Source organism: Candidatus Contendobacter odensis Run_B_J11, from assembly GCF_000531125.1.
Classification (GTDB): Bacteria; Pseudomonadota; Gammaproteobacteria; order Competibacterales; family Competibacteraceae; genus Contendibacter; species Contendibacter odensensis.
This window is the reverse complement of the sequence record NZ_CBTK010000077.1, coordinates 21,195-46,888: the sequence shown is the minus strand read 5'-3', so window position 1 is coordinate 46,888 and position 25,694 is coordinate 21,195. Positions and strand designations below refer to the sequence as shown.

General features: G+C 54.2%; 28 protein-coding genes and 1 pseudogene. 16 read left to right on the top strand and 13 right to left on the bottom strand.

The window, feature by feature from the left end; genetic code table 11:
• The 4 genes and pseudogenes from BN874_RS25430 to hypB (BN874_RS06595) all read left to right on the top strand — a co-directional run.
• Window positions 1–210, top strand: a pseudogene (locus BN874_RS25430) (ISL3 family transposase); the annotation flags it as partial.
• 213 nt (window positions 211–423) lie between these two features.
• Entirely contained in the window at window positions 424–603 is a 180-nt protein-coding gene (locus BN874_RS23365; protein ID WP_081756197.1) for an IS5 family transposase, read from the top strand.
• Window positions 604–774: 171 nt separating this feature from the next.
• Window positions 775–1,116, top strand: a complete 342-nt coding sequence (gene hypA, locus BN874_RS06600) for a hydrogenase maturation nickel metallochaperone HypA (RefSeq protein ID WP_034431625.1) — start codon at window positions 775–777, stop codon at window positions 1,114–1,116.
• A complete protein-coding gene (gene hypB, locus BN874_RS06595) occupies window positions 1,117–1,989 on the top strand; it encodes a hydrogenase nickel incorporation protein HypB (protein ID WP_034431624.1) in 873 nt (290 codons plus the stop codon).
• Window positions 1,990–2,104: 115 nt separating this feature from the next.
• On the opposite strand, the gene hypB (BN874_RS06590) is transcribed toward hypB (BN874_RS06595), so the two are convergent.
• The 8 genes from hypB (BN874_RS06590) to BN874_RS06555 all read right to left on the bottom strand — a co-directional run bounded on the left by hypB (BN874_RS06590) (window position 2,105) and on the right by BN874_RS06555 (window position 8,221).
• Window positions 2,105–2,953 carry a hydrogenase nickel incorporation protein HypB gene (hypB, locus tag BN874_RS06590; RefSeq protein ID WP_034431623.1) on the bottom strand — a complete coding sequence of 283 codons (849 nt, stop codon included), beginning with the start codon at window positions 2,951–2,953 and terminating at the stop codon, window positions 2,105–2,107.
• Between the two features lie 28 nt (window positions 2,954–2,981).
• Window positions 2,982–3,344 (bottom strand): hydrogenase maturation nickel metallochaperone HypA/HybF, encoded by a 363-nt coding sequence (locus BN874_RS06585; protein WP_034431622.1) that lies wholly within the window; start codon window positions 3,342–3,344, stop codon window positions 2,982–2,984.
• On the bottom strand, window positions 3,337–3,573 hold the full coding sequence (locus BN874_RS06580; protein WP_034431621.1) for a HypC/HybG/HupF family hydrogenase formation chaperone: 237 nt from the start codon (window positions 3,571–3,573) through the stop codon (window positions 3,337–3,339). The genes BN874_RS06585 and BN874_RS06580 overlap by 8 nt, the downstream gene beginning before the upstream one ends.
• 33 nt (window positions 3,574–3,606) lie before the next feature.
• Window positions 3,607–4,191 carry a HupE/UreJ family protein gene (locus tag BN874_RS06575; RefSeq protein ID WP_034431620.1) on the bottom strand — a complete coding sequence of 195 codons (585 nt, stop codon included), beginning with the start codon at window positions 4,189–4,191 and terminating at the stop codon, window positions 3,607–3,609.
• On the bottom strand, window positions 4,188–6,029 hold the full coding sequence (locus BN874_RS06570) for a nickel-dependent hydrogenase large subunit (protein WP_034431618.1): 1,842 nt from the start codon (window positions 6,027–6,029) through the stop codon (window positions 4,188–4,190). Before BN874_RS06570 ends, BN874_RS06575 begins: the two co-directional genes overlap by 4 nt.
• A gap of 74 nt (window positions 6,030–6,103) precedes the next feature.
• A complete protein-coding gene (locus BN874_RS06565) occupies window positions 6,104–7,156 on the bottom strand; it encodes a hydrogenase small subunit (RefSeq protein WP_081756196.1) in 1,053 nt (350 codons plus the stop codon).
• A 73-nt stretch (window positions 7,157–7,229) separates the two neighbouring features.
• Window positions 7,230–7,682 (bottom strand): hydrogenase expression/formation C-terminal domain-containing protein, encoded by a 453-nt coding sequence (locus BN874_RS06560; RefSeq protein WP_034431617.1) that lies wholly within the window; start codon window positions 7,680–7,682, stop codon window positions 7,230–7,232.
• Window positions 7,670–8,221, bottom strand: coding sequence for a hydrogenase maturation protease (locus BN874_RS06555; protein WP_051497511.1), 552 nt, complete (start codon window positions 8,219–8,221; stop codon window positions 7,670–7,672). Before BN874_RS06555 ends, BN874_RS06560 begins: the two co-directional genes overlap by 13 nt.
• Window positions 8,222–8,580: 359 nt before the next feature.
• Between BN874_RS06555 and BN874_RS06550 the strand changes: the two genes are divergently transcribed.
• Genes BN874_RS06550 through BN874_RS24300 form a run of 4 tightly spaced genes read left to right on the top strand, consistent with a single transcriptional unit; the run spans window position 8,581 to window position 11,168 of the window.
• Window positions 8,581–8,811 carry a HypC/HybG/HupF family hydrogenase formation chaperone gene (locus BN874_RS06550; RefSeq protein ID WP_034431616.1) on the top strand — a complete coding sequence of 77 codons (231 nt, stop codon included), beginning with the start codon at window positions 8,581–8,583 and terminating at the stop codon, window positions 8,809–8,811.
• A gap of 9 nt (window positions 8,812–8,820) precedes the next feature.
• The gene (hypD, locus tag BN874_RS06545; RefSeq protein ID WP_034431615.1) at window positions 8,821–9,966 is read left to right on the top strand and encodes a hydrogenase formation protein HypD; all 1,146 of its coding nucleotides are present in this window, start codon (window positions 8,821–8,823) and stop codon (window positions 9,964–9,966) included.
• Window positions 9,963–11,012, top strand: a complete 1,050-nt coding sequence (gene hypE / locus BN874_RS06540; RefSeq protein ID WP_034431613.1) for a hydrogenase expression/formation protein HypE — start codon at window positions 9,963–9,965, stop codon at window positions 11,010–11,012. The genes hypD and hypE overlap by 4 nt, the downstream gene beginning before the upstream one ends.
• Before the next feature lie 3 nt (window positions 11,013–11,015).
• The gene (locus tag BN874_RS24300; RefSeq protein WP_154724780.1) at window positions 11,016–11,168 is read left to right on the top strand and encodes an AlbA family DNA-binding domain-containing protein; all 153 of its coding nucleotides are present in this window, start codon (window positions 11,016–11,018) and stop codon (window positions 11,166–11,168) included.
• Between the two features lie 161 nt (window positions 11,169–11,329).
• Here BN874_RS24300 and BN874_RS24295 read toward each other — a convergent pair whose 3' ends face one another.
• Complete coding sequence (locus BN874_RS24295) at window positions 11,330–12,874, bottom strand: hypothetical protein (protein ID WP_154724779.1); 1,545 nt, start codon at window positions 12,872–12,874, stop codon at window positions 11,330–11,332.
• 564 nt (window positions 12,875–13,438) lie between these two features.
• Complete coding sequence (locus tag BN874_RS06530; protein ID WP_034431638.1) at window positions 13,439–15,055, bottom strand: electron transfer flavoprotein-ubiquinone oxidoreductase; 1,617 nt, start codon at window positions 15,053–15,055, stop codon at window positions 13,439–13,441.
• A 300-nt stretch (window positions 15,056–15,355) separates the two neighbouring features.
• Here BN874_RS06530 and BN874_RS06525 point away from each other — a divergent pair, with 300 nt between their 5' ends.
• Window positions 15,356–15,748, top strand: coding sequence for a TVP38/TMEM64 family protein (locus BN874_RS06525; protein WP_051497510.1), 393 nt, complete (start codon window positions 15,356–15,358; stop codon window positions 15,746–15,748).
• Here the strand turns inward: BN874_RS06525 and BN874_RS06520 are convergent.
• Both BN874_RS06520 and BN874_RS06515 read right to left on the bottom strand, forming a co-directional pair.
• On the bottom strand, window positions 15,699–18,770 hold the full coding sequence (locus BN874_RS06520) for a type ISP restriction/modification enzyme (protein ID WP_034431611.1): 3,072 nt from the start codon (window positions 18,768–18,770) through the stop codon (window positions 15,699–15,701). The genes BN874_RS06525 and BN874_RS06520 overlap by 50 nt on opposite strands.
• Window positions 18,764–19,021, bottom strand: a complete 258-nt coding sequence (locus BN874_RS06515; protein ID WP_034431610.1) for a hypothetical protein — start codon at window positions 19,019–19,021, stop codon at window positions 18,764–18,766. The genes BN874_RS06520 and BN874_RS06515 overlap by 7 nt, the downstream gene beginning before the upstream one ends.
• Between BN874_RS06515 and BN874_RS06510 the strand changes: the two genes are divergently transcribed.
• The 3 genes from BN874_RS06510 (at window position 19,011) to BN874_RS06500 (ending at window position 22,275) form a co-directional block, all read left to right on the top strand.
• Window positions 19,011–21,137, top strand: coding sequence for a polysaccharide deacetylase family protein (locus BN874_RS06510; RefSeq protein WP_034431609.1), 2,127 nt, complete (start codon window positions 19,011–19,013; stop codon window positions 21,135–21,137). The genes BN874_RS06515 and BN874_RS06510 overlap by 11 nt on opposite strands.
• Window positions 21,138–21,497: 360 nt before the next feature.
• A complete protein-coding gene (locus BN874_RS06505; RefSeq protein ID WP_034431608.1) occupies window positions 21,498–21,815 on the top strand; it encodes a hypothetical protein in 318 nt (105 codons plus the stop codon).
• A gap of 160 nt (window positions 21,816–21,975) precedes the next feature.
• Window positions 21,976–22,275 (top strand): hypothetical protein, encoded by a 300-nt coding sequence (locus BN874_RS06500; protein WP_034431607.1) that lies wholly within the window; start codon window positions 21,976–21,978, stop codon window positions 22,273–22,275.
• A gap of 264 nt (window positions 22,276–22,539) precedes the next feature.
• Here the strand turns inward: BN874_RS06500 and BN874_RS24290 are convergent, their stop codons facing one another.
• The gene (locus tag BN874_RS24290) at window positions 22,540–22,788 is read right to left on the bottom strand and encodes a hypothetical protein (RefSeq protein WP_154724777.1); all 249 of its coding nucleotides are present in this window, start codon (window positions 22,786–22,788) and stop codon (window positions 22,540–22,542) included.
• A gap of 139 nt (window positions 22,789–22,927) precedes the next feature.
• Here BN874_RS24290 and BN874_RS06495 point away from each other — a divergent pair, with 139 nt between their 5' ends.
• The 4 genes from BN874_RS06495 (at window position 22,928) to BN874_RS06480 (ending at window position 25,668) form a co-directional block, all read left to right on the top strand.
• Entirely contained in the window at window positions 22,928–23,740 is an 813-nt protein-coding gene (locus BN874_RS06495; protein ID WP_051497509.1) for a biotin--[acetyl-CoA-carboxylase] ligase, read from the top strand.
• Window positions 23,740–24,477: a type III pantothenate kinase gene (locus tag BN874_RS06490; RefSeq protein ID WP_051497508.1), complete on the top strand. Its 738-nt coding sequence runs from the start codon at window positions 23,740–23,742 to the stop codon at window positions 24,475–24,477. Before BN874_RS06495 ends, BN874_RS06490 begins: the two co-directional genes overlap by 1 nt.
• Window positions 24,478–24,499: 22 nt before the next feature.
• A complete protein-coding gene (locus BN874_RS22285; RefSeq protein ID WP_051497507.1) occupies window positions 24,500–25,006 on the top strand; it encodes a tetratricopeptide repeat protein in 507 nt (168 codons plus the stop codon).
• Between the two features lie 161 nt (window positions 25,007–25,167).
• Window positions 25,168–25,668 carry a hypothetical protein gene (locus BN874_RS06480; protein WP_034431605.1) on the top strand — a complete coding sequence of 167 codons (501 nt, stop codon included), beginning with the start codon at window positions 25,168–25,170 and terminating at the stop codon, window positions 25,666–25,668.
• Window positions 25,669–25,694: the final 26 nt, after the last annotated feature.

Sequence of the window (25,694 nt, the reverse complement as noted above, 5' to 3'; positions counted from 1 at the left end):
ACCCGAGCGTTTGAGAAACAGGTGTTGTTAGCCTGTGTCAATAGTACGGTTTGGGATGTCCGTATTAAAGAGGGAATGGGCTATGAAGCGGTACGAGGAATTATTGATCGCTCTATTGCTAATGGTGTTGATTGGCAGGCGATTAAACATCTTAAAATTATGGTTCTTCGAGGGGTCTTGTGGAGAAGGTCTCTCAAAGACGGATGGTGACCCGCTGCGCCGGCTCGTGGTGGGGTTAATAGCGATGAAAATCAATCTATTATTGATGAGCAATCCGCCGAAAGTCTTATTGATGAGACACTAAGAGATTGTCTAAAAACTAAGACATTGAATTTTAGTATGTTTTTTGCAAAAATAAGGGGTGAAAGTGGGGCGGAAATAAAAAAATTATTTTAAGCGTAACCATTTTATTCGAGGTGATGTATGCCATGGCCAAAAGAAGTCCCTGCCAAAAGGTATCCCAGTGATCTCACTGATGAAGAATGGCAGCTCCTAGAACCTGTTTTTGAAGAAGTGGAGCCTTATACCACCGGACGCCCTAGAGAAAAGGATTTGCGGGAGATTGTCAATGCGATTTTTTATTTGAACAAGACGAGAAGGTGATTTCTTCATGACAGAACAATACCGGATGATTTTGGTTTCAAAAGCTTAAAGTAAGACCAATAGGAAGCTTTTATAATACATTGATTGTAAAAGACTTTTCAAGAGACCGGGAATTGCTGCTCATGTTGTATGTGGGGGAAAGTGCCCCGCTAAACCCCTCGAATCGCCGCCATGCATGAACTTTCGCTCTGTGAAGGCATCATCGAAACCATTACCACCCAAGTCCATCAGCGCGGATTCAAACGGGTGCTGCGGGTGTGGCTGGAAATCGGCGAACTGGCTAATGTCGAACCGGAGTCCTTGCGCTTCGCCTTTGCAGCGATCCGCTGCGATACCATTGCGGCAACAGCGGAATTGGAGATCATTACTTTGCCGGGGCGCGCCCATTGTCTGGATTGCGCGCAAACCGTGGCGGTACAACAGCATTTTGATCCCTGTCCACTCTGCGGCGGTTATCAATGGCGACTGCTGAGCGGTACGGAAATGCGAATTAAAGAACTGGAGGTTGAGTAAATGTGCAGCGTATGCGGTTGCGGTAACGGTGAAATTAGCATTAACGCCGATCATCACGCCCATGATCACTCTCACGATCACAGTCATGATCATGATCACACTCACGGGCATGGCGCTGATGTACTTTCCCACAGCCCCATGACCGAGAGTCGCCTGGTCGCGATTGAGCAGGATATTCTGGCGAAAAACGATGGATACGCGGCGGGCAACCGGCGACTGTTTGCGGCGCGGAGTGTGTTTGCATTGAATTTGGTCTCCAGCCCCGGTTCTGGCAAAACCACGCTGCTTAGCCGCACAGTTCAGGTGTTGCGTGATGAATTTCCAGTGGCGGTGATCGGCGGCGATCAGCAAACCGCCCACGATGCCGAGCGCATCCGTGCCGCCGGAGCGCCCGCGCTACAAATCAACACCGGTAAAGGTTGCCACCTTGATGCTCACAGTATCGGTCACGCCCTGGAGCAATTGCCATTACCCGAAGGCGGAACCTTGTTTATCGAAAATGTCGGTAACTTGGTCTGTCCCGCTGATTTTGATTTGGGCGAAGCCTGCAAGGTGGTGATTTTGTCGGTAACCGAGGGTGAGGACAAACCGCTGAAATACGCCAACATGTTCGCCGCTGCCCGGTTGATGCTGCTCAATAAAATCGATTTGCTGCCTTATGTGGAGTTCGATGTGGCCCGCTGTCTAGAATACGCCCGGCGGGTCAATCCCGATCTCCAAATTCTGCAACTGTCGGCTCGCACCGGCGAAGGGATGGGCGCTTGGCTGGACTGGGTGCGCCAAGGGCAACAAACCGCAGTGGCGCAGCAGATTGAGGTGTTGGAAACGGAGTTAGCCGCCGCCCGAGCGCGGTTGGCGCGCAGTAGCAGTTAACGCTGCTTATTCCCAGCCACGCCCACACTCCTATCGAGATTCTTAAGGTCCCGCCTGCTGTCTACGCTGCACGATTTCCTCCGGTAAATTTTCCGGCATCGAGTTGGAATGGGTATCAGCTCGTCGAGGCAAGCGGCCTGAAGGTGATGCGGGGACTTGGAGCGTGCAATTTGCGGCCCTCGGATTCGACCCGTGGCGTCAAGGTCTGGTGCCTGTTCAACAACTCGCAGTAACCGTCCCGTTCCGCTGCCAGCCATTCGATCCAGTCGGCCACGCCGGCTCCGGATCGGGCGGACAGATGCAGCGTGGGCACCATCGAAGCCAGATGGCGCAAACACCGCTCGGCTCGATCCGGCGAGAATTCAGGCAGATAAGGCAAGAGGTCGGTCTTGCTGATCAGCATGAGATCGGCGGCCCGGAACATGACCGGGTATTTGGCAGGCTTGTCGTCGCCCTCGGTCACCGACAGCAGGATCACGTTGCGGTGATGACCCAGATCGAAACTGGCAGGACACACCAGATTACCGACATTCTCGATAAACAGAATATCGAGCTGCGCCAGATCGAGCTGATCGAGGGCGCCATGAATCAGGTGCGCGTCCAGATGACAGGCGGTACCGGTGGTGATCTGGTGGGCGGGAACTCCCAGGGCGCGGATTCGGTCGGCGTCGTTCTCAGTCTCCAGATCGCCCTCGATGACGCCGATCCGAAGCCTGCCCTCCAGGACACGGATGGTCGCCTCCAACAGCGACGTTTTGCCGGAACCGGGCGAAGACATCAGGTTGATGGTCAGGACGCCCTGCGCATCAAGCCGGGCCCGATTGATCCGGGCCTGGCGGTCATTGTGTTCCAGCAGGCCGTTCAGAATCTTCTCCGGGGTGGAACCCGATGCCCCGCGATTCAGGGGAGGACTGAGCAGGTGACGATTACCGTCGCTAAGGTTACATCCACAGGTATTGCACATATCAATCGGTCTTTATTGGGTTGACGAACTACAGGGTTAACGGCTCATTTTTGACCAGTTCAACCCGCGCGAGGATCAGTTCATGCCCACGGATCAGTTGGGTATCGAAGCTATCGCAGGCGAGGCAACATAGGTTATTGGGCGGGGTGTCGGATTCGGCACCGCACCAGCGGCAGGACACTCGGGGTGTCGTCACCTCGGTGATCAGTTCCGCCGCATCGGCGACGGTTCCGGCTCTGGCTAAGGTAAAGGCGCTTTGCAGCAGTTGCGCCTCAACCCCGGAAAGTACCCCGACCTGGACCTCAACCCGCGCCACGGCGACCGCATGATGGGTGTTGGTCAGGTCGGTGAGCTGATCGATTAAATTCTGGCAGAGCGAGAGTTCATGCACTCACTGCATCCCCGGCCAGTATCTGATCGAATAGCTCCCAGGACTCCCGCGCCTCCTCAGCACTGATTTTTTGCAGGGCGTAACCGGCGTTGATCAGCACCCAGTCTCCCACTCCGACCGGCTCGTCCTGCAACATGAAGAGGCTGACATCGCGCCCAGCGCCTTTGGCCGAACAGCGGGCATCAAAACCGTTGATGTGAGTGATCTGCATCGGAATAGCAAGGCACATGATCGGAGTATCCCAAGGTCAGTGGACAAAGGTTTATGCGCCGACGAGGAGATAAAGGCCGGTCGCGGCGATAGCTGCCCCGCCAACCCGCGTCAGAATCCGCATCCGGCTCGCGGATATGCCCAGCCCGACGCCAATCAGATGCAGGCACCCGGTCGCCAGCACGAATCCGGCCCCGTAAGCCAGTGGAGCGCCCGCCTGCGGCATTTCCAGTCCATGCGCATAACCATGAAACAGCGCAAATGCCGATACCACGATCACGCTCACTGAGGGGGGCAACTTGATCGAACCCGCAATCATCAGCCCCAGAAATATCACTGAGGCTGCAATCATGGCTTCGACCAGCGAAGCGTCAATCCCGATGTTCGCAATTAAGGCGCCGCCGGCCATCATCGCGACAAACGCCAGAGGCACCTGCCACAAGGCTTTTCCGCCCAGTTGCGCGGCCCAGAAACCCACCGCGATCATGGCTAACAGATGGTCAATTCCCAGGAGGGGATGCGCCAGTCCCTCGCCAAATCCGGCACCATGAGCGCCAAAAGTGTGTGCGGAAACGCTATTGGCAAACAGGAATCCGATACCGGCGACGCCGGATAAAAGCAGTGTTCTCGTTTTCATGACAATGACCTGTAGCTGTGGTTGACCTCTACTTGAACCAGGGGCTGGCCTTCTGAATCCACGATATGGACGGCGCAGCCGATGCAGGGATCGAAACTATGGATCGTGCGCAGGACTTCCAGCGGTTTTTTGACATCGGCCAGGACATGACCGACTAACGCATGTTCGTAGGGACCTTCGATGCCTTTGGCATCGCGGGGACCGGCATTCCATTGGCTGGCAACGATACACTGATAGTTATCGATCATGTAGGTGGTGGGATTTATTTTTACCCAGTGTCCAAGCGCGCCCCGCGGTGCCTCGGTGAAACCGAATCCGACGCTCTTGGGCCACGATTTGGGCTGCGTCAGGCGGGTAAAGGTGTTGGGATTCCAATAAGCGCCCGCCTTGTTGGCTTCATAGCGTTGATACCAGTTCGCCATTTGGTCGGCGATGATCTTGGTTTCCAGCATACGGCAGAAGATTCGGCCCAGAGTTGAATTGAGCTGATCGAAACCAAGTTTCAACGCGCCAGTCCAGTATTGCGCGACGCCGGTGCGTACTTGTTTGTCGGTATCCAACGTGTTCCGCGCATGCATCATCAGGATATGGGCCAGAGGCCCGACTTCCATCGGTTGACCGTTGTAGCGCGGCGACTTGATCCAGGAATACCGCTTTGATTCATCGAGCATGTAGCTCGCGCTATCGGGAGCCGGCCCGGTGTAGTTGAGTACCGTCGAACCCACTGAAGGGTGTGCGCCAGCATCCGAACCGCTATACCAGGCATGAGCGACATTCTCAGTCACCTTGGACTCGTCGAAGGGAAACAACCCATTGAGATTATTCGCCCAAATAACCCCAGGTGGAAATACATAACCGGCTGGATAATCAATAGCGCCATCCACAAACTCTTTTTTAACGAGTGCTGGATCCGGGAACTCACCAAAACACAGAAAGTTTCCTTCGGTTGCGCCGTAATCCGCCCACTCCTTGTATTTTGTCGCCACCAAAACCACGTCGGGGAGATAAACCTGGTCAACAAAGGTTTTCATCGTATCAACCGACTTCTTGATAATCGCTAACCCTGCGGTGTTGAGCGAAGTTCCACCTTTATCCTCACTGACAGGACCGGTGTTGCTGCTCAGGGTACAGGGCATGCCACCGACTACCAGATTAGGGTGCGGGTCTTTGCCGCCAAAGATCGTATGAAGCTTTACCACTTCCCGCGCCCAGCCGAGTGCTTCCAGGTAATGGGAAACCAGTAACAGGTTCTCTTCCGGGCTTAGCTTGTAAGCGGAATGACCCCAATAGCCATTGGCGAATAAACCGAGTTGCCCCCGGTTTACCAAGCCATTCAACCGGTCCAGAACATTCTGGAAATAAATGGCATCGGGAAGCTTGCCATTATTAGGCTTGTAGTTAGGATTATTTTTTGCGGACAAACTGGCGGTGTTAGCGGGAATAGCTTTCAGGGCACTCACCACATCCACCCAATCCAAGGCATGGAGATGGTAGAAGTGCATAACGTGATCGTGAACATATTGAGCGCCGATCATCATGTTACGGATGTAGTCGGCATTTTTCGATACTTTGATGCCGATAGCGTTTTCCACGGCGCGTACTGAGGTCAACCCATGCACCACGGTGCATACCCCGCAAATCCGTTGGGTAAACGCCCAGGCGTCTCGCGGATCGCGGCCTTTGAGGATTTGCTCGACTCCCCGCACCATCGTACTTGCACTGAGGCCGGGATCTTTAATCGTGCCCCCTCCCTTGCCGTCGGGTATGGCGTAAGCCTGTATCCGCAAGTGACCCTCAATACGAGTCACGGGATCGATGATGACATTCGGTGTAGCCATTTTCGTTCTCCTAGCCTTCTATTTTTGCAGGTGTGCGCAGTACAAATCACGGAATCAATTTGGCCGAAACCCACTCAATCATCGTCGCCACCATGAGCTAATTGAACGTAAAAGCCCTTTTTGCCATTCAAGTTAATGCGATCCCAGAAGTCCGGCTCCGCGCAACCGATACAGCCATGTCCTGACATCATCGGAAAACTGGTGCCCTGGTTCCACTTAATCGTCGAACAGGCGTTATGAGTGGCCGGACCTTTACAACCCAGCTTAAACAGGCATCCGCCTTTTCGGGCATTGGCATCGTCAAAAGTCAGGGCAAAAGGCCCATCCTCGAAAGACTCTTCGCGATAACATTCATCGTGAACCGTTTTCTCATAGAACATCGTGGGTCGGTAGAGACTATCCAGACTTGGCATTCCGCTGGCCAGGTAATACAGGATGACGCCGGTAATCACCTCTGGAATTGGCGGGCATCCGGGTACGTTAATCAAAGGCTTCCTGATGCCAAGACTCGCCATTAACTCGCTGATCGAAACAGCGCCGGTCGGGTTAGGATCAGCTTTGGGTAGCCCACCGAAACTCGCGCAAGTCCCCACCGCGATAATTAAGCCTGCATTTTTTGCCGCATCGCGGAATCGGGCGACCCCGCTTCTACCCCCGCTAACGAAATAACCGCTATCCCATTTGGCAGGAATCGATCCGTCCACCACCAGCACATAACCTGGCTTGCTGGTGACGGTCTTGAGCAAATCTTCCGCCTGATAACCGGCCGCTGCCATCAGGGTTTCCTGATAATCCAGCGAAATCATGTTGAGAATCAGATTGTCAATGGTGGTGCCGCCCCGAAAGGCGAACGAGTTCACCAGCGACTCCAGACAGCCGGTGCATTCCTGAAACGACATGTAGACGACCGATGGTTTTGTCGGAGCGGTCGCCGCTGCTGCCAGCTTCGGTATCATGGCTTGCGGCAAAACCATCAGCGACGCCATGCCGGTGCAGAACGACAAAAAACCCCGCCGGCTGATGCCGAGTTCGAGTAATCGGCTCACGGTGGCTTCGTCGAGAATGGTGTCCTCGGCCAAATTCACCGGGGCCTTCGATCTTTCGGGCAGATCCAGATCTTTATTCATTACCGTAACTCCTCGTGGTTGCTTACTCGGCTCCAGGATGGTTCAGCTACATCAATCCTAGATCAATATGAGTCTAGTTCAACGTCGTCGGCGATTCTTCATGCGATGTAAAGTCTGCCAAAATTTGGTCAAACCGTTTCAAACCAGCACGCATGTCGGCAATATGAGGCTTCAGAATTTCCGGGATTTCGGTGATTTCGATGATTTCGGTAACGATAGCCCCCTGCTCGTTAAGGTGAGTCAACCACCACACGCCGGGATATCGCGTTTCCCTAACCTCGACTTTTACCGCAGCATCAACTACGGCGGTCACCTCGCCCGAAGACAACGCATCCTTGAGATATTGATAGGTTTCCGCCCGCATCCGTGGCCGTTGTCTCAAATCTATCGCGCCGGTCTTCCCTGAATTAATCAGTTGCGCGATCAATGCCCTAATCTCGTTCAGAACCGTTTTAGCAATGGCAAGATTGCTCTCTTTGTTGTCGTTAAGATCAACACAAACTGGAATGTCGCTTAAATGGGGCATTGCGTACTCACTCCGTACCATTTCGATACTATATGAATAATTTTATCGCTCGCTTTAGCCACACTTTGAGCCAACGAAGGCGATAATTCGGTTTCCCAGTCGATTATCGAGGGCTGGATTCCTACCAGCGCTCGGTGCCGGGGCATTTGCCCCATCAAGGTCATCATCTGCACCAAATCCACCAAGCCCACTTCGTGTACGCTCGAGGTCTGATTCTGGCTGAGGAACCCATCCATTTCCTTGTTCAAAAAGAGCTGAACCTCACCGGCACTTTTCCCGATGTTGGCCGCATCCACCACGATCAACGCATCCGTTCCGGCCAGACGATCAATGAGCAGATAGCCCAAGGTTCCTCCATCCAGGATTTCGATAGTTCCCCCCGTGAACGCGAGAGCAGCAGGCTTGGCCAGCAAGTCGCGTATCACATGGATGCCCACTCCATCATCTCCCATCAATGGATTGCCGATGCCCAATATCACACAGCGATGGACATGGGTTAATAAATCCTCAGAGTCCATAGCTGGATCTACATCATTCATTTTTGGGAACCTCAAAAAACTTTGTTTTAATTAAAAGTTGTTTTAAGTCAATTAGTTAATTATAATCATACTCGGATTCCTTAACTTTTAAGGAATGTTTATACTGCGTGAACCTTAACTCAAACTGAATTTTGCCAGGTCACCCCCTTTTGCAATGGAACCGCACTTTAATGAGTGAAAGACAGAATCAGTGTCAACCCCATATATATGGCAATCCTATTTGAGTTGCGGAAACATGGCACGGGCTTCCGGCTCGTGAACAGAACACCAGTGATCTAAGCTTAGGGGAGCGCGGTGCGGGCACCATGTCCGCGCCTCCTTTCACCATCACACGCCGTCTTTCTGGAGAGCCATTGCTCATGTGCCTCGCTATTCCCGCCCAAGTCATTGAAGTTGTTGATGCTGAACACGCCGTAGTGGATACCGGTGGTGTACGCAAACTGATTTCCACCGCGTTAGTGGACGATCTCACCGTCGGCGAATACGTCATCGTCCATGTCGGTTATGCCCTCAACCGTTTGGACCCGGAGGAAGCCGCTGAAACGCTGCGCCTGTTCACGGAATTTGCCGCAGTGGCGGATCCGGCCTGACGCTCCGCCATGAAATATATTGATGAATTTCGTGATGGTCGCTTGGCGCAAGGTCTCGCCGCCCGCATTCGCCAGGAAGTGAATCCAGAGCGCGGCTATGCGCTGATGGAATTTTGCGGCGGTCACACTCACGCTATTTGCCGCTACGGCATCGAGGATTTGCTACCGTCGAATGTGCGGTTGATTCATGGCCCCGGTTGTCCGGTGTGCGTGTTGCCAAGTGGACGCTTGCAAGCCGTAATCGAATTGGCCGAACGGGAGCGAGTGATTTTGTGCAGTTACGGCGATTTATTACGGGTGCCCGGCGCGCAAGGTGACACTCTGCTTCAAGCCAAGGCGCGGGGGGTAGATGTGCGCATGGTTTATTCGGTCAGCGATGCGCTGGATATTGCCCGCGCTCATCCTGATCAGCCGGTAGTGTTTTTCGCTATTGGCTTTGAAACCACCACGCCGCCAACCGCTGTTGCCATTCTGCACGCCAAGGCTGAAGGGCTGCACAATTTCAGCGCCTATTGCAATCACGTTCTCACTCCACCGGCATTACGGGCCATTCTGGCGACGCATCATACGGCTGAATCGCCTGCGCCAATTCAACTGGATGGCTGTATCGGCCCGGCTCATGTCAGTACCATTATCGGCAGCGATCCCTATCAATTCGTTGCCACTGAATATCACCGCCCGCTGGTCATTGCCGGCTTCGAGCCGCTGGACGTGTTGCAGGCGATTTTATTACTGATTCGCCAGGTGAATGCGGGTGAGGCCCGGATCGAGAACGAATACACCCGCGCTGTTAGCCCGGAAGGCAATCGCAAGGCGCAAAGCATCGTCGCCGAAGTGTTTACCTTGCGACCGAGTTTTGAATGGCGCGGCTTGGGCGAGTTACCGAATAGCGCGCTGACGATCCGGCCCGAATATGCCGAATGGGATACCGAACGCCGCTTTATCGTGCCGGTGGTGGCGACCACCGACCACAAAGCCTGCGCCTGCGCCGAAGTGCTGCGCGGGGTCAAGCGCCCGGAACAGTGCAAAGTGTTTGCTACCGTCTGTACCCCCGATCATCCGCTTGGGTCCTGCATGGTATCGGCGGAAGGCGCCTGCGCTGCCCATTACCACTATGGCCGCTTCCGCACCCCATCACCCGGCGTATCTGCATGATCCCTTCGCGCAAGTTATTCACCCGCAAACTCGATTTTATTCACGGCAGCGTCGAACTCAGTCATGGCGGCGGGGGTCGGGCCATGGCGCAATTGATTGAGGAAGTGTTCCTGACGGCTTTTGATAATGAATGGTTGCGGACTCAGGATGATTGCGCCCAATTCAATGTTCCCGCTGGGCGGCTGGTAATGGCGACTGACAGCCATGTGGTATCGCCGCTGTTCTTTCCCGGCGGTGACATTGGCTGTCTGTCGGTTCACGGCACGATTAACGATGTGGCCATGGCTGGAGCGCAACCGCTATATCTCGCTGCCAGTTTCATTCTCGAAGAAGGCTTTCCGCTGGCGGATTTGCAGCGCATTGTCGATTCAATGGCGCAGGCAGCGCGGCAAGCGGGAGTGCCGATAGTGACCGGCGATACCAAAGTGGTCGAGCGTGGCAAGGGCGACGGGGTGTTTATTACCACTACCGGCGTTGGTGTGGTTCCGCCTGGAGTGAATATTTCCGCCAGCCGGGCGCAACCGGGCGACGCCATTTTGCTTAGTGGTTCGCTGGGCGATCACGGCATGGCGGTGATGGCGCAACGGGAAAATCTGAGTTTCGACGCGCCGATTGTGTCCGATACTGCCGCGTTGCATGGTTTGGTGGCGACAATGGTGGCGGTTGCGCCAGAACTGCATTGTCTGCGCGATCCCACTCGCGGCGGTTTGGGCAGCGCCCTGAATGAAATCGCCCAACAATCCGGGGTCGGAATGCGATTGCACGAGGCCGCGATTCCGGTGCATGAACCGGTGCGCGCCCTGTGTGAATTTCTGGGATTGGACCCGCTTTATGTCGCCAATGAGGGCAAATTATTGGCGATTTGTCCGGCGGAATGCGCCGATCCGTTATTAGCGGTGATGCGGGCGCATTCATTGGGGCAGGAAGCGGCAATCATTGGATCGGTAGTAACGGATGCGCACGGCTTCGTGGAGATGGAAACCGTATTTGGCGGGCGACGCTTGGTGGATTGGCTGAGCGGAGAGCAATTACCAAGGATTTGTTAAAAGATGAGCATGAACGAAACCGACGATTTAGTAGCGTTTGCCAATTGCGGCGGTGGTTTGCTGATTATTGGGGCCAGTAATCTGGGCGAAGTGCAAGGGTTAAGCGCCGCTGATATTAGCCGATTGAATCAATTACTCTATTATTCATCGCTATAACAGAACTCTGTCTATCGCAACGTGACACATCACTACTTTTTACAGGACTACCCAAGCGAGGTCTCCGCACGCTTCGGCGGCGGGTCCAGATGCAACAACCCTTACCGCCCTTCTATCGCGTCTGTCCCGTCATGAGAAACTGATAGGTGCTGAGGCAGGCGCTAGACGCGACGGCGGCGGACCGCGAAAGCTAACGAGGCAATTCCAGTCAGAAATAGCGTAAGCGCCCCCGGCTCACTGACACTTTGCCCTGATCCGGTTCCAGGATTATTCCCGGTCCCATTGCCACCAAATTCTGGAAAAGGAATAGGATCGTTGTTGGGGATATCACCGGTAACGGTGAGACCATAGTGTGCGAAAGACCCAAAACCTAGGAAATCGATTCGGCCGATTCCAGCTTGGGTCGGATCGGTATTGAACAAAATGATTTTACCGGCTCCACCCAACCCCACCGGTGAATTTTCCAACTGCGTATAAGTCCAACGAAATACAGTGTTGGGAAGAATATCGTAATCGGCTGGATTATCTACTCCGCTACTGCGAACCCCGACCAGGCTGGTCTCAAAAACTGCTTGGTGGCCTTTGGTTAGGAGGTTTGGGGCATCCGCAAAACGTAATCCCCAGCCGTCCGCAGCTTCGCCTTTCCAGTTATCGGCCTTACGTCCCTTGGGGAGGCTCAAGTTTTCGTCATACACCAGCGGGCTTAAATCGGTGATGAGTCCATCTGGGCACTTGTCAAAAATACTGATGTAGCAACCGATTCCAGGATCCGGGCCAAAGTTACGTCCGAAGATACCATCGACGGTAGCGAGGTCAGCACTATTAGCACCTTCAGGAAAAAAAAGAAGGGATTCTCCCTCCATGCCAGGTGCTTGTCCGGTACCGAATTGTACAATCTTTGAGAGCCAATTGAAGTGATCGTAATCATTCAGATTGGCCGCTTCTTTCGGGGTAAAACCAAACAGAGGGGTAGGATCGACCCTAATGGCATTAGGGTATTTGATGCCACCGGGTGGGCTGACCGTACCTACCTCCGGCTGGATAGTACCAGACAACACATCATAAGTTGTCCAAGGGCGAAATTGATAGCCACCTCCCCCGGTATACGTGGAGTCATTGGAAAAAGAGACGACTTTACCCTTATCATCGAACTTTTTACTATCGACTGAAAAGTCAACGGTTGTGCCGCCTAGCAATGGAGTTATAGCACTCTCGTATTGGCTGGCCCAATTAGAATTTCCGCTGCTACGAAACGAATCAAAGCGAGGTACGTTATTGAAAGCTACTCCAAGACTTGGACTAGGAGTAAGCGGGTAGTGATCTCCAGTGGTACCATAACAGGAATTATAGTATTCGCACCGCCACCAAATAACCTTATTTACTTGGCTGGTCTGTCCAAAAGCGGAAAGTTTGTAAGTCTCGTCAACGTGCCCCGCTTGTTGCCCAAATGATATGCTCGCTTGTACATCCCAGCTCACCTTATAGGGGAGGGTAACGCCTGCACTGTAGCCAATCAATTCGCCATTTTTTATATTACCAGCGGGCACTGCAAAACCAGCGCCAGTACCGCCATCTGCGGAGTATTGCCATGGCCCAGTAGCGGATGCGCCCTTATAAGGGTATGGATATGGGTATGGGACAGAGTGCGACAATGGGGCAAAAATCGAGGCCAGCGTAGCTGCCGCAAAGAGAGAATACTTTTTCATCACTGTCTCCTAATGATCGTTCAAAGTGATTTGTGAATGACCACCGAAAACAAAGCAATTATTATTCCGCAATAATAAAATAATAATAATCAATAAGTTAATTATTAAGCGATATTCATGACTGTAAAATATAACAGTGATCTTTTAATAGAGAAATTCTCGGTAAGCTATTTAATTTTTATGGTTTATTGCAAATGCACAATAAGTTATTGTTATTAAATCATTGGGTTGGTTTTTAGTAACGGGCTAATTCAATAGCTATGCGGTTAAGAGTCCCTACTTATTGCAGCGTAAAATTTTCTGACAAAAACGGCGGCATTATTCGTGTTCCCAACCCGAAAACTCGAATCAGAGCCATTAATAACGTACTTCCAAGAGGGGATTTATGAAAACTATTTTATTTATATCAATGAATTAAAACTTTTTGTGGCGATATTGGGCGGATTTGAAGGCGGTGTAAAAAATCCTGACAATGATGCTTGGGATAGAGTGAAAAGCCCCTTCCCAGCGCTGGGAAGAGGCTTTTTTGTGAGCGCGGCGGACGCAATCCCGCTGCTGAAACTCTCACATATTCGGGTAATTCGGCCCGCCGCCGCCTTCCGGCGTGATCCAGTTGATGTTCTGGGTGGGGTCCTTGATGTCGCAGGTTTTGCAGTGGACGCAGTTCTGGGCATTGATCTGCAACCGTGGCGTGTTCTCGCTATCCCGCAGGATTTCGTACACCCCCGCCGGGCAATAGCGCTGCTCCGGTGCATCGTATAGCGCCAGATTAATCCGAATCGGCACCGTCGCATCTTTCAGGGTTAAATGGCAGGGCTGAATTTCTTCGTGATTGGTGTTGGCGATGAACACCGACGACAGCCGGTCAAAACTCACCTTGCCATCCGGTTTGGGATACTCAATCTTCGGGCACTCGCTGGTCTTCTTTAGCGCGGTGTGATCGGCGTGCTGGCGCAGCGTCCACGGCGCTTTGCCCCGAAACACATAAGTTTCCAGCGCCGAATAGGCAATGCCGAGCCACAGCCCCCAGCGGAACGAAGGCCGAATGTTACGCACCTCCTTCAGTTCCTCCCACAGCCAGCTTTGCCGTAATTGTGCCGGATAGGCGATAACTTCATCGCCGCTGCGCCCGGCGCTCACCGCCGCGAACACTGCTTCCGCCGCGACCATCGCAGATTTCATCGCCGTATGGGTACCCTTAATCTTGGGCACGTTGAGGAAACCGGCGGTATCGCCGATTAACAGGCCGCCGGGGAAGGTCAACTTGGGAATGGACTGCAATCCACCCTCACTCAGCGCACGGGCGCCGTAGGCGATGCGTCGACCCCCCTCGAAGGTGGGACGGATGTCAGGATGCGTCTTAAAGCGCTGGAATTCCTCAAAGGGGCTGAGGTACGGATTTTCGTAGTCCAGCCCGATCACGAAGCCGACCGCAACCTGGTTATTTTCCAGATGGTAGATGAAGGAACCGCCATAGGTTTTGGAGTCCACCGGCCAGCCGACGGTGTGGACGATCTTGCCCGGCTGATGTTGCGCCGGATCGACTTCCCACAGTTCCTTGATGCCAATGCCGTAGGCTTGCGGGTCGGCGTCCTCGCGCAGTTTGAAGCGGTCGAACAGGGTCTTGGTCAGCGATCCGCGACAGCCCTCGGCAAACAGGGTGTAACGGGCGCGCAGTTCCATCCCCGGCGCGAAACGCTCGGTCGGTTCGCCCTGCCGGTCGCGGCCCATATCGCCGGTCGCCACTCCAACCACGACCCCATCGTCGTTGTAAAGCACCTCGGCGGCAGCAAAACCGGGGTAGATTTCCACGCCCAGTTCCTCCGCCTGCGTCGCCAGCCAGCGGCAAAAATTGCCCAGACTGATGATGTAGTTGCCGTCATTGTGCATCTGCGGCGGAGTGGGCAGCCGGTACGAGGTTTCGCGGGTCAGCAACAGAAAATGGTCTTTCGCCGCCGGAGTGTTGAGCGGCGCGCCCCGTTCCTTCCAGTCCGGGATCAGCTCGTTCAGGGCGCGTGGTTCCAGCACTGCGCCGGACAGGATATGCGCGCCGACCTCGGAACCTTTCTCGATGACGCAGACATTGATGTCCTGGTCGTGTTTTGCCGCCAGTTGCTTCAGGCGGATGGCTGCGGTCAGGCCGGCTGGACCGGCGCCGACAATAACCACGTCATATTCCATACTTTCGCGTTCCACCGGGCACTCCTTCATTCGATTTCGGGTTGAAGTAGGCGGGAAACGTGATTGCGTCTCCCGCTGAGGATGAACATGATCGGTTTGACGGTTGGGAGCCGGCTAGGCTGAAACCCGCTACCCCTCCCGGCGTAATAACCGTTATTAAAGACAATTCGTGGGGAAAACGCATCCCGAATTTATCCATTGCGGCGGCATTGCATCCGGGAGTCGCAAGGGTGCGTACACTCAAGCAGTCTATGCTGCTTTATTTGACTCCCGATTCCGCTACCGTTCTGGAGAACCTGCATGAACCTTAACCGATTCTCCATCCTGCTGCTGCTGGCCGGCCTGATCGCCACTTTCTTCGCGCTCGATCTCGGCCGCTTTTTCAATCTTGACACCCTCAAAGCCCAACAAGCGATGCTGGCGATCTATCAGGCGGAGCAACCGGTGCTGACGGTGCTGCTGTTTTTCACCGGGTATGTGGTTATCACCAGGCTGTCAGTGCCTGGCGCGATGTTTCTGACGCTGGTCGCCGGGGCAATTTTCGGCCTGGGGTGGGGCACAGTACTCGTTTTTTTCGCCTCGACGCTTGGCGCAACGCTGGCATTCCTCGCCGCCCGTTTGGTGCTGCGCGATGCGTTACCGGCTAAATCTTATCCGGCAGCGTCTTCACTACCCGCACCGTCTCGACGCTGACCTGAATCACTTGAGCGATTAAGCGCAAGATATAATGCGGATCGTCGGGGCGATTGGGATCGTTGATAATTCCGCTGCGCGGGTCAGTCTTCACCTGATATTGCTCAATCACCCAATCCAGCGCCGAGCGATTGCCGAGCCGATAGTCAAAGGTTTCAGCGGGAATGCCAGTCAGCATCAGCCAGTCGTTGTAAATCAAGGCGGTTTTATCCGGGTTCAGGCGCATTTTCCGCACTTGCCAATCCTGCGACTGGCCAGGCGCATAAATGCGTTTCAATGGATATTCCGGCTGCTGTTCGTAATCGACATGCAGCGCCGCCAATTCCTGTCCGGCGTGGCAAAAGGCCCGGAAATCCGGGGCGTAAGGAATGCGTGGCAATTCACGGCGGAGATTGGCGGCGTATTTCTGGCGGTATGCGGGATGATGCAGCAAGCCGTAGACGTAGTGAAAAATAGCCCATTTATCAATGCTGGAATCGTGGTAATGCTGGCGAAAAGCATCCAGCGCCCAATCGCTGATGTTCTCCCGGCGGTTTTGCCCGTCTTCGCTGTAGGTGTAGAAGGGGAAGCATTGGTTAGCATCTACGGTAATGATCGATAAATTGGGAATAATATTCGTACAGATACACCAATAACCGGTTCTTCCTCCAATACTGGGTAGACAAATAACTCTGTTTTCCTGCTCTGATGACACATCGGGAAAAATGGAGGGAAAAACATAGACCTCTTCGTTCATTACCCTGTCAAAGAAAAGACTCTTTTTGCTGAATGGGCGATATAAAGAGTTTCTTATTTTATCCTTATGAAATTCAGCAAACTTACAGCGCTCTAAATCCAGTTTAAGATCGCGACTCCAACTAATTTTTCTATCGTCATAAGAAACAAAATCGTCTATCTTGGGTTTTTCAATCAGACTTTTCCACTTCAAAACATGATCGTTATAGCTTTCCATCGTCTTTTTAATATTTTTGGCAAGCTCAATAGCGCTGAAATTATAAACCCAGGTATCTCGATTAGTTTTAACGCCATTGCTAAAAATCCTGAAGATCACGCCTTCGGTTTCTTGCGTATTGGCTTTTTGTTCTTTGCTGCCCAGCGCGGCAAAGCTCTCAAAATCAGCCTGTAGCCCTTCAGTCAGCCAAGTCTCTTTTTTATCCGGCTGAATTTCTCGCCACTCCACGTTTGCGTAGTGATCCTGCTGTTCCAGAAATTTATATTTCTCCTCTTTGCGCCAGAACTCATCAGTGCGGGCGTAATAAATACGGGTTGACTTCGATAGTTCCTTTTTCACCAGAAAGCTGATGCACACGCCGACTTGAATCCCAAATACATTATGGGTAGTGCCGGACAATTTAGGATTTTTACGCACGTTGCCGCCCAAATCCAATAAATAAATACTGGAGAACTCTTCAGCCAGGCGTTTACGCATTCCATCAAAAGCAATCCCTTCCAGGAAGCCATTATTAGTGACGAAAGCGATCATACCCTGCGGCTGTTTCCGCAACCGCTCGGTCGCCCAGGCAAAGGCTTTAACATACGGATCGCTCAGCGCATTCTTATTAGTGGCTTTGGAACCTGCTGCATAGCGTTCGGCCACCCAGCGATCCACCACCGGGTATTTACGATTCTTGTTATTGTCGTTTTCATTAACCTGTCCGGCGTTATACGGCGGATTGCCGATAATCACGAAAATGGGTGCGGCTTTTTGCTGGTTCACCCGCTCGGTATTTTCCGCTGTGAGAAACCCAAACGCATGTTGGCGATCTTCCGCCAATTCAAAGGTATCCACCAGACACAAGCCTTCAAACGGCTGATAGTCGCCGGTGGCTTCAAAATAGGCATGTTCGATATTCAGGCTGGCGATGTAATAGGGCAGCAGCAACAATTCATTGCAATGCAGCGCCTCGGCGTACTTCTCTTTCAGCGCCACCGGATCGATCTCCCGCAAAATCCGGGTGATAAAATTGCCGGTTCCAACAAATGGATCGAGAAGATGCACCCCGCGATCCGACAGCGACCGGCCAAATTCCCGCTGCAACAGTTCCGCCACCGACCGCACCATAAAATCGACCAGCGGTTGCGGGGTGTAAACAATGCCGTGAGTATCGGCGACATCAATAGCAAAGCCCTGAAAAAACTGCTCGTAAACCGCATTCAGAAAACTCTGCTTTTCCCGATAATCTTCAATCGTCGCGGCGGTGATTTCGAGTGCCCGATAACAATGATCCAGACCGCGTAAAAACTGTTCACGACTGAACGAACGGGCAGTCAACGCGGCAATCACTTTCTCGATTTCGCGGGCGATCACATTCTTGGCGACAAAATCGGGATTGTTAAACACTTTGCGAAAAATCCGCTCGGTTAATACATGCTGAATCAGCATTTCTTCAACTGCTCGCACGGATAGATTCGGATTCACCGCATCGCGGCATAATTGAAAAAATCCCTCAAACGCCGCCACGAATCCCGGATTTTTAAGCCGCTCCTGGGCAATAATCGCCAGCAACGCTTGCCCCAACTCCTGCACTTTGCCTTTGAAACCAATAACGGCTTCCTGCCATTGCGCATAAGCAGGCGGCTGATAACCGAAAAACTGCTGCAAACCCTCAATCAACGCCTCTGGCTGGCGCATATCCACATCGAAGGTTTCTCGCCCGTTCTGCCACAAAATCAATCGTTCTGGCGATTGAAACAGGATATTGTCTTTGGGATAACCGGCAGCGAATTTCTTCGGAATCTCCCGTTGTAAATCATCCTGATTGTCTTTGGCTTCCCACACGCCCAACCGCAACATGAAACTATCCACAATCACCCCATCCACCCGCAACGGTCGGCGATTAAGACGCGGCAGCGGATATTGCTCAATCAATCGCAAATGGGGAAATTGTCCGGCGCAATGCCGTAATAAACTGGCGAAAGCTGGAGCAGTGGCCCCTTCGTGAACGGCTCCTGCTTGACGCAGGCTTTCAACTTCCTGGTAATAACCGCGAATCGCTTTATGGTTCGGCTTGAGATTCAGCATGAGAGCGTTAAATCCGGTAGTTGTAGCCTGGGCATCTCGCCCGAATTTCCGGCAGCGGGACAGGCCCTGAACGGTTTTTGAACCAGTAGCAAAAGTTTGGTTATTTTGTTTCTGGATTGAACAAGTGTAGTGAACGCAAACACCCTGCTCAAATTCGTTTGGGCAGCAATTCGCGCCAGTCGGGCTAAAATGAATCCAGCAAGGTTCAGGTTCTCACCAATCCATCCCACGAGGTTTTCAATGGCTGACATCTTCACCCGTATCCTGCGGATTGATCTACCCGAAGCGCTGCAATGCGATGACTCCGGCAAGAATCCGGCTTTTTCCATCACCTTCGTCGCTGACGGGATGATTCCGTTCGCCCAGTTGATCCTGCATGCCCCAGACGGGCAACGCCTGATCAACGGCGAGGCGCTCAAGGAAACCATCGTCGGCAGCGAATACCACTACACCGCCCACATTGCCGCCGGGCTGCTATGGCCGGGCGAGATCAATGTGCAGGCGGAAGGTTGCCGCAAAGCCGATATTCGCCAATCGGGCGGCGGCGACTGGCTCAAGGAATTCCGCCAACTGCGAATCGCGCCAAGCGCCAAGGCCAAGCCAGTGATTCGGGTGGCGAGCGGGCCGGGCGATACAGCGGTCAAGCTGTATTTCGGCATTCACAAACACATGCACCAGCCCTATTACAACACCACCGACCGCTATTACTGGGACGGTGAAAAGGATGGGATTTTCGGGGCGCGAGGTGGCCCTTACACTTACTTCATCCCGACTGCCGCGCGCCAATACATCGGCGGCGGTCTGCCTCACGCCGGACTGTCCACCAGTTGGAGCGGTTCACTGATCGAGCAACTGGATCGCTGCGCCGCCGAAGGACTGTGCGGCGGGCGTTTCAGCGGCTGGAATAACGATCTGCGCGCCGTTGCTCAGGAAAAGACCGCGCTGGGTCATCCACGAGTGGATTTCAGCGCCTTCGGCTTTTTCCATCCGCTGATGGCACTGATCCCGGCCCGCGACATCGTGAAGCAGGTCGAATGGCATCGCGGCATCATCCGCACTGCGTTCGGCATCGAAGCCTCCAACGTGATGTTTCCGCCGGAGACGGCGTTTCATGTGCGGATGATTCCTGCGCTGAATCAGGCCGGGGTCAAAGCGGTGATCTATGACTCCATCCATCGCTTCCGGGCGTGCCAGGACTATCCCTACGCCGGAATCAACGAGGGCATGTTGCCGCCCAATCCCGCTGAGCAGGTCAATCCACCGGTGAATGACTGGCTGCAATTGCGCAATATCTGGGCCGGTTCGCGGATTTCGCCGAGTCTATTGCGCCCGGAATATGTGCAATACGAAGACCCGGACGGCAAGGTGCACAAAATCATCGCAGTACCCGCCGAACGCTATATCGGCAACGAAGATGCGCGGGGCGGTTTCGGGGCGCTGCAATATCCCGATGTGCTGGGCCAGGTTTATAACCAGATTGTCGATACGGGTAACTTTGATCCTAAACATCCGCCATTCTTCCTGCTGCATTCCGATGGCGATAACCACGGCGGCGGCGCCGACAGCTATTACAACCACAACACCGGGCAACTGGTGCACTGGTTACAGGAGGACGCGCGGTTTGAACTGACCACAGTGAATGATTATCTGGACCGTTTCCCGCCCGATCCTTCACAGGCCGCGCACATTGAGCCGGGTTCATGGAGCGGCGCCGATAACGGCGATCCGCAGTTCATGAAGTGGTTCAGCCGTTACGACCAGCCCTATTCGCCCGATTTGAATTCCTGGGCGGTGCTGACCGCGTTCCAGAACGTGGTTCACTCGCTGGAGGACGCCGATCCCGGCAAGCCGTGGCTGGACGATATTAACTGGCTGATGCTGGCCGCCGAAACCAGTTGCTACTGGTACTGGACCGGGCAGCATGTTTGGGATCAGCAGGTCACCAACGCCGCTAACAAAGGCTATGGCATGGTCAAGAGCGCGGTGGATGCGCTGCTGGCCGCCGGCAAGGATCGCACCGGCCCGACTATTTTCGCGCCGTGGGTGACGCCGGAAAATCCGGGTGGCAAGCGCTGGGGCCAAGGCTGTTTGCTCGACGCGCCGCGTGAAGGAACGGTGCATAGCTTCGTTCACGACATCAGCGGCCTGAAACGGGTGACGCTGGTACTGCGCACCGCCACCGGTGAAACCAGCATCGCGATGACCGATAACGGCCCCTATCCGTCGCAGACTGGCGCAGCGATGACCGCGCATTACTTCACCGCCAAGTTGCCTATCGGCGTGGGTGATGTGCGCTATTACCTCGAGGCGGAGGATGGTAAGGGCAATGTTTCACGCGGGGCGCTGGAACGGGTGTATTTGGCGTAGGCCGCCTTAAACCCAGGACTTTTGCTTCATCCCCACGATTCGCGCCTTTTGCGAACAGCTCAAGGCGCATGACAAAAATGGCAAAGCCATGCCATCGCCTGCGCCGCTAGACACAAGCGCTCTGCAAGCGATTCGAGAGCAGGAAGCAGGATTGAGGCGCTGGGGAAAGTCTTAAAGACCGCGTTCTACGAGTGCAACCGCTGTTATGCTAATCGCATCGCCCGAACCGAATTGCATCGAAGCTATGTAGAGCAGCAAAGCCGGGAATGGATGGGTGAAAAGCGATTAGAGTATTTGCAGTACAGCATGAGCAGCAAAGCATCCTAAAACGGATACCTGCGATTACTTTGCGCGGGAAGCGTGGAGAAACTTAATCGCATTATCAAAGAGGGGGATACTCTGGAAGCGGTGTACAAGGAAGACAAGGATGCGCTGTACCAGTGGAAGATGGTCGGGGATGGGGTACACTCCCAGCCTATGTTACTGACTCCTATCCTAACCCTGATTGAACAACGTGTCACAGAGGCCGCCCAGCGATACTCGAAGCAAATAGAATCGTTGCCTTTTGATCAGGCGCTAAAAATTGTCCAACAAGCAATTTTTCCTCCTGTAAATTTTCCTGTGATCGGAATTGTGGGGCAGGCAGGTAAAATGAATATCACTTGGTTGGATCAATAGGTTAGATGCAGTCAACGCCTTAGCCTGGCGCTGCTAACCCTCGCCATCACAGGAAAATTTACAGGACCCAATTTTTCGAGCAAGAAATAACAGGAAGTTATCCGGTCGGAGTGTTGCGACATGAAGACATGAAGACATGAAGACATGAAGACATGAAGACATGGATACGCTAGGGACAAAATCCAGTGCGGTCAAACTTTCTGCCCGTTCCTTAAAGGAACATTTGGAAAAGCATCCAGAAATTCAGTTGCAGGACTACCAAAAAATCCCGCATATTCTGGATCAAGGGGAGGTTTGGCAACTACACAATAAGCCTGAACGCCTGATTTACTTGCTCATTGATAGCGTCGTGTATCGCGCTGCGCTGAAACGGACTCAATCGGGTGATGAAAACTTTTTCTTGACCCTGTTCAAGAATACGAAGAAAAAGCCGCCCTTGGGCGCGGTGAAGGTGCGCTAGTGGGTGCGAGGTTGGCGACCCCCGTTGGCTCATCAGTGCATAGAGCAAAGGCCAAGTCAGCCTGATAACCGCCCACTAGGTCATTTCAGTATACTCATCCTCTAGTAAATTCAACAGGACTTTCGCTTTCCGTCATTCCCGCGTCAGCGGGAATCCAGTAAGCCACTGAAAAAATTGGATACCCGCTTTCGCGGGTATGACGAATTTAAGGGGCTTGGCGAAAGTCCTGTTCAACTGCAACCATGACCCTACCCCAACCCGCCATCATCGGAAACGCCACACTGTACCTCGGCGATTGTCTGCTGCCGGGTTGAAGCCGCGCAACAGCAAACCCGGATAGAATGGGAGGTCGCTTAACGGCACCGCATTCTCAAAGAAGGGGATACGCTGGAGGCGGTGTACAAGGAAACCAAGGATGCGCTGTACCAGTGGAAGATGGTTGGGAAAATTATGCAGGATGATTTGCGACAACAGATCAATAGCCAAGCGTTTGCCGGTTTTTTTGATGGGCATTCACTCGTCAATGAATTCCCGGTCGCTGTTCTTAGTCAACAGGATTAGTCGTTGCTGACCTCTGCAACCCCCATCAACGGTCTCTACGGCATAGTCGAAAACCGACCGGTGGCAAGGCCACTGGAGTGAGGTTGGAGTGATGGATGTTATGTTGGAACTGCTGGATCGGGATTGCATTGTGGCGGGACTGACGGACGCAGCCCGCGCCGGGCTAAGTCAGTTGGAGGTGTATCCGGTGCTGGATTCCACCAACAGCTATTTGCTGTCCAAGGTTCATGAGGATTGGCCGAGCGGTTCGGTCTGCCTGGCTGAACAGCAGCAGGCGGGGCGGGGCCGGCAAGGACGATCCTGGCTGTCACCGTTTGCTGCGGGTCTGGCTGGTTCGCTGCTGTGGCGATTCCCCGTATCGGCGGCGGCACTCAGCGGCCTGAGTCTGGCGACCGGCATCGCCGTAGCCCGCACTCTGCGTCAGATCGGCGTCACCGAAGTTGGGCTGAAATGGCCCAATGATGTGTGGTGGCGCGGGCGCAAGCTGGGCGGTATTCTGCTGGAATCCGGCGGTAAAGCCGGCGCGTTTTATGTGGTGGCCGGGGTCGGTTTGAATGTGGCGCTGCCGAAGTCGCAGGCCATAGCGATTGATCAGCCTTGGGTGGATTTGGCGGAAATCCTGGGCGTGGATCGGTTATCGCGTAACTCTTTGGCTGCTTTGTTAATCAGCGAATTAATCGAAACCTTTGCCCGATTTCAACACAGCGGCTTTACCGATCTGGCCGCTGAATGGGCCTGCTTCGATCGGGTGGCAGGACAGCCAGTGCGCTTGAATTTACCGAATACCCCCGTGATCGGAACTGCCCGAGGAGTGGATGCGACGGGTGCTTTATTGCTGGAAACCGCCGATGGTCGGATCACACCCTATATTGGTGGTGAAATCAGCTTGAGGATTGCACGGTGATGGTGTTGGCGGATGTGGGTAATAGCCGGATCAAATGGCTGATCGACGAACGCGGTCAATTTCAGGCGCGGGGCCAAGCCAGCCACGGCGCGGAACATTGGGCGGAGCTGGCGGCGCGGCTGTGGGGATCGCTGAAACGTCCAGCACGAGCGATCATCGTCAACGTGGCGGGAACCGAAGCGCGTGCAGGTTTAGCAAGCTGGATTTGGAAAAACTGGGCCATTGAGGCGGAATTCGTAGTTTCGACGGCGGCGGCGTGTGGCGTCCGCAACGCTTATGCCGAACCGGAACGGCTGGGCGCAGATCGCTGGGTGGCGATGATCGCGGCGCGGGCGATCACCGGGCAAAATTGCTGTGTGGTGGATTGCGGCACCGCGATCACGATTGACGCCTTAGCCGCTGATGGACGGCATTTAGGTGGCGTGATCATTCCGGGAATGCGGCTGATGCGCGAGGCGTTGTATCGGGACACCCAGCAAATTCCCCCAGAGGACGGGCAGACGCGACTGTTCGGTCAAAGCACCCGCGACGCGGTCTGGGGCGGATCAGCCTATGCGGTCGCTGCTGCGATTGACGGCATTACTGCACGAATGGCAGTCGTTGCCGGCGAGGGCCCCCGGCTGCTGACCGGCGGTGATGCCGGAGCGGTGTTGCCTTTCCTGCAAGCCTCGTATCAGTGGGAACCGGATTTGATCTTTCAGGGGCTGCGCGTCATTGCCGGGCCGGATGCGGCGTAGCGAGAGCTGCGACGTTTGGGCCATGAACCCGACCCTTCCGCTGTTGGCCTTATGCACCATGTTGGCGGGTTGCGCCACGCCGGCAGGTCTGACTCTCCCTGCGCCTGCCACCCGTTCGTCGGTTGAGTCTGTGGCTTCAACCCCGCCGCCGTCCACTGCTACCGCGTTATCCTCCGATCCGGCCTTCATCGCCGAACGCGCCCAACAGGCGTATGCCACCGGTCGCTGGGATGTGGCAGAGGGCTACTACCTGCAATTGATCCGTTTGACCCCGAACGATGCCGCACCGTGGTTCCAGTTGGGTAATCTTTACGCCGAACAAGGCCGGTTGGATTCGGCGCAACGGGCTTACCGGGAGTCCCTGCGCCGCCGTGACGATGCCCGCACCTTGCATAATCTCGGTCTGGTGCAGGTGCGGCTGGGGGTCGGAGCCTTGCGCGAGGCGCAAAAGCGGTTACCGCCGAATGATCCCACCCGCCAGGAAACCCGCGAGTTGCTGCAAACCCTGCTGGAAGCAGCGATGCCGTAGGTCATAGTTTCGCTTGCCGTTTTACAGTGCGGTACAATTCGAGCTTGCATCGCCCTGCCGACCCCACCGACTTGATTCCACCATGTCCAACTGTAATTCCTTTGCCGACCTGTTCAACGCTGCCGCTTCGGCGAATGCTTCCGTGACGCGACAGTGACGCCATGCGCGCCCTCTTCGATTTATTCCTCGATATTTGCCTGTTCCGCAAGGGGCCACAGGATGTGCCGGCCTCGGCGATGCTATTAAAAGTATGCGCGCTGGCTTACGCACTCTCCGGTTTTGTGGTGCTGCGATTGAGTACGCCGTCCTCGATAGCGATCCCGCAAATTCTGCTGGACCTGGCGCTGCTGGCCGGGTTGCTCTATCTGGCGTTGTCGCTGCGCCGATATCCCCAACGCTTCGGGCAGACCCTGAGCGCTCTGACGGGGGTCGGGGTGCTGATGGCGGTGTTGGCATTGCCATTGATGGTCTGGATCGTTCAGCAAGGCCCCGAAGGGGATTCGGTTTTACCCTCGATGCTGCTGCTGGGATTGATGGGCTGGAGCATCGCGATCATGGCTCACATCCTGCGTCACGCCCTCAACATTCCGCTCTGGGTCGGCACTATCTACGCCATTAGTTATACCTTCATATCCTGGACCATGACCGGCTGGATCGGCTAGTCATCAGCACCCATGATTGCTAATGG

Excerpts from the sequence above, each read along its gene's own strand:
- hypB (WP_034431624.1), top strand. The coding sequence starts at position 1,117 with ATGTGCAGCGTATGCGGTTGCGGTAACGGTGAAATTAGCATTAACGCC.
- BN874_RS06525 (WP_051497510.1), top strand. The coding sequence starts at position 15,356 with ATGAACCTTAACCGATTCTCCATCCTGCTGCTGCTGGCCGGCCTGATC.
- BN874_RS06495 (WP_051497509.1), top strand. The coding sequence starts at position 22,928 with ATGGATGTTATGTTGGAACTGCTGGATCGGGATTGCATTGTGGCGGGA.
- BN874_RS22285 (WP_051497507.1), top strand. The coding sequence starts at position 24,500 with ATGAACCCGACCCTTCCGCTGTTGGCCTTATGCACCATGTTGGCGGGT.
- hypA (WP_034431625.1), top strand. The coding sequence starts at position 775 with ATGCATGAACTTTCGCTCTGTGAAGGCATCATCGAAACCATTACCACC.
- BN874_RS24300 (WP_154724780.1), top strand. The coding sequence starts at position 11,016 with ATGAGCATGAACGAAACCGACGATTTAGTAGCGTTTGCCAATTGCGGC.
- hypD (WP_034431615.1), top strand. The coding sequence starts at position 8,821 with ATGAAATATATTGATGAATTTCGTGATGGTCGCTTGGCGCAAGGTCTC.
- BN874_RS06575 (WP_034431620.1), bottom strand. The coding sequence starts at position 4,191 with ATGAAAACGAGAACACTGCTTTTATCCGGCGTCGCCGGTATCGGATTC.
- BN874_RS06480 (WP_034431605.1), top strand. The coding sequence starts at position 25,168 with ATGCGCGCCCTCTTCGATTTATTCCTCGATATTTGCCTGTTCCGCAAG.
- BN874_RS06560 (WP_034431617.1), bottom strand. The coding sequence starts at position 7,682 with ATGCCCCATTTAAGCGACATTCCAGTTTGTGTTGATCTTAACGACAAC.
- BN874_RS06565 (WP_081756196.1), bottom strand. The coding sequence starts at position 7,156 with ATGAATAAAGATCTGGATCTGCCCGAAAGATCGAAGGCCCCGGTGAAT.
- BN874_RS24295 (WP_154724779.1), bottom strand. The coding sequence starts at position 12,874 with ATGAAAAAGTATTCTCTCTTTGCGGCAGCTACGCTGGCCTCGATTTTT.
- BN874_RS06580 (WP_034431621.1), bottom strand. The coding sequence starts at position 3,573 with ATGTGCCTTGCTATTCCGATGCAGATCACTCACATCAACGGTTTTGAT.
- BN874_RS06570 (WP_034431618.1), bottom strand. The coding sequence starts at position 6,029 with ATGGCTACACCGAATGTCATCATCGATCCCGTGACTCGTATTGAGGGT.
- BN874_RS23365 (WP_081756197.1), top strand. The coding sequence starts at position 424 with ATGCCATGGCCAAAAGAAGTCCCTGCCAAAAGGTATCCCAGTGATCTC.
- BN874_RS06515 (WP_034431610.1), bottom strand. The coding sequence starts at position 19,021 with ATGTCAGCCATTGAAAACCTCGTGGGATGGATTGGTGAGAACCTGAAC.
- BN874_RS06510 (WP_034431609.1), top strand. The coding sequence starts at position 19,011 with ATGGCTGACATCTTCACCCGTATCCTGCGGATTGATCTACCCGAAGCG.
- hypB (WP_034431623.1), bottom strand. The coding sequence starts at position 2,953 with ATGTGCAATACCTGTGGATGTAACCTTAGCGACGGTAATCGTCACCTG.
- BN874_RS06500 (WP_034431607.1), top strand. The coding sequence starts at position 21,976 with ATGGATACGCTAGGGACAAAATCCAGTGCGGTCAAACTTTCTGCCCGT.
- BN874_RS06520 (WP_034431611.1), bottom strand. The coding sequence starts at position 18,770 with ATGCTGAATCTCAAGCCGAACCATAAAGCGATTCGCGGTTATTACCAG.
- BN874_RS06490 (WP_051497508.1), top strand. The coding sequence starts at position 23,740 with ATGGTGTTGGCGGATGTGGGTAATAGCCGGATCAAATGGCTGATCGAC.
- BN874_RS06555 (WP_051497511.1), bottom strand. The coding sequence starts at position 8,221 with ATGAATGATGTAGATCCAGCTATGGACTCTGAGGATTTATTAACCCAT.
- BN874_RS06530 (WP_034431638.1), bottom strand. The coding sequence starts at position 15,055 with ATGGAATATGACGTGGTTATTGTCGGCGCCGGTCCAGCCGGCCTGACC.
- BN874_RS24290 (WP_154724777.1), bottom strand. The coding sequence starts at position 22,788 with ATGCCCATCAAAAAAACCGGCAAACGCTTGGCTATTGATCTGTTGTCG.
- hypE (WP_034431613.1), top strand. The coding sequence starts at position 9,963 with ATGATCCCTTCGCGCAAGTTATTCACCCGCAAACTCGATTTTATTCAC.
- BN874_RS06550 (WP_034431616.1), top strand. The coding sequence starts at position 8,581 with ATGTGCCTCGCTATTCCCGCCCAAGTCATTGAAGTTGTTGATGCTGAA.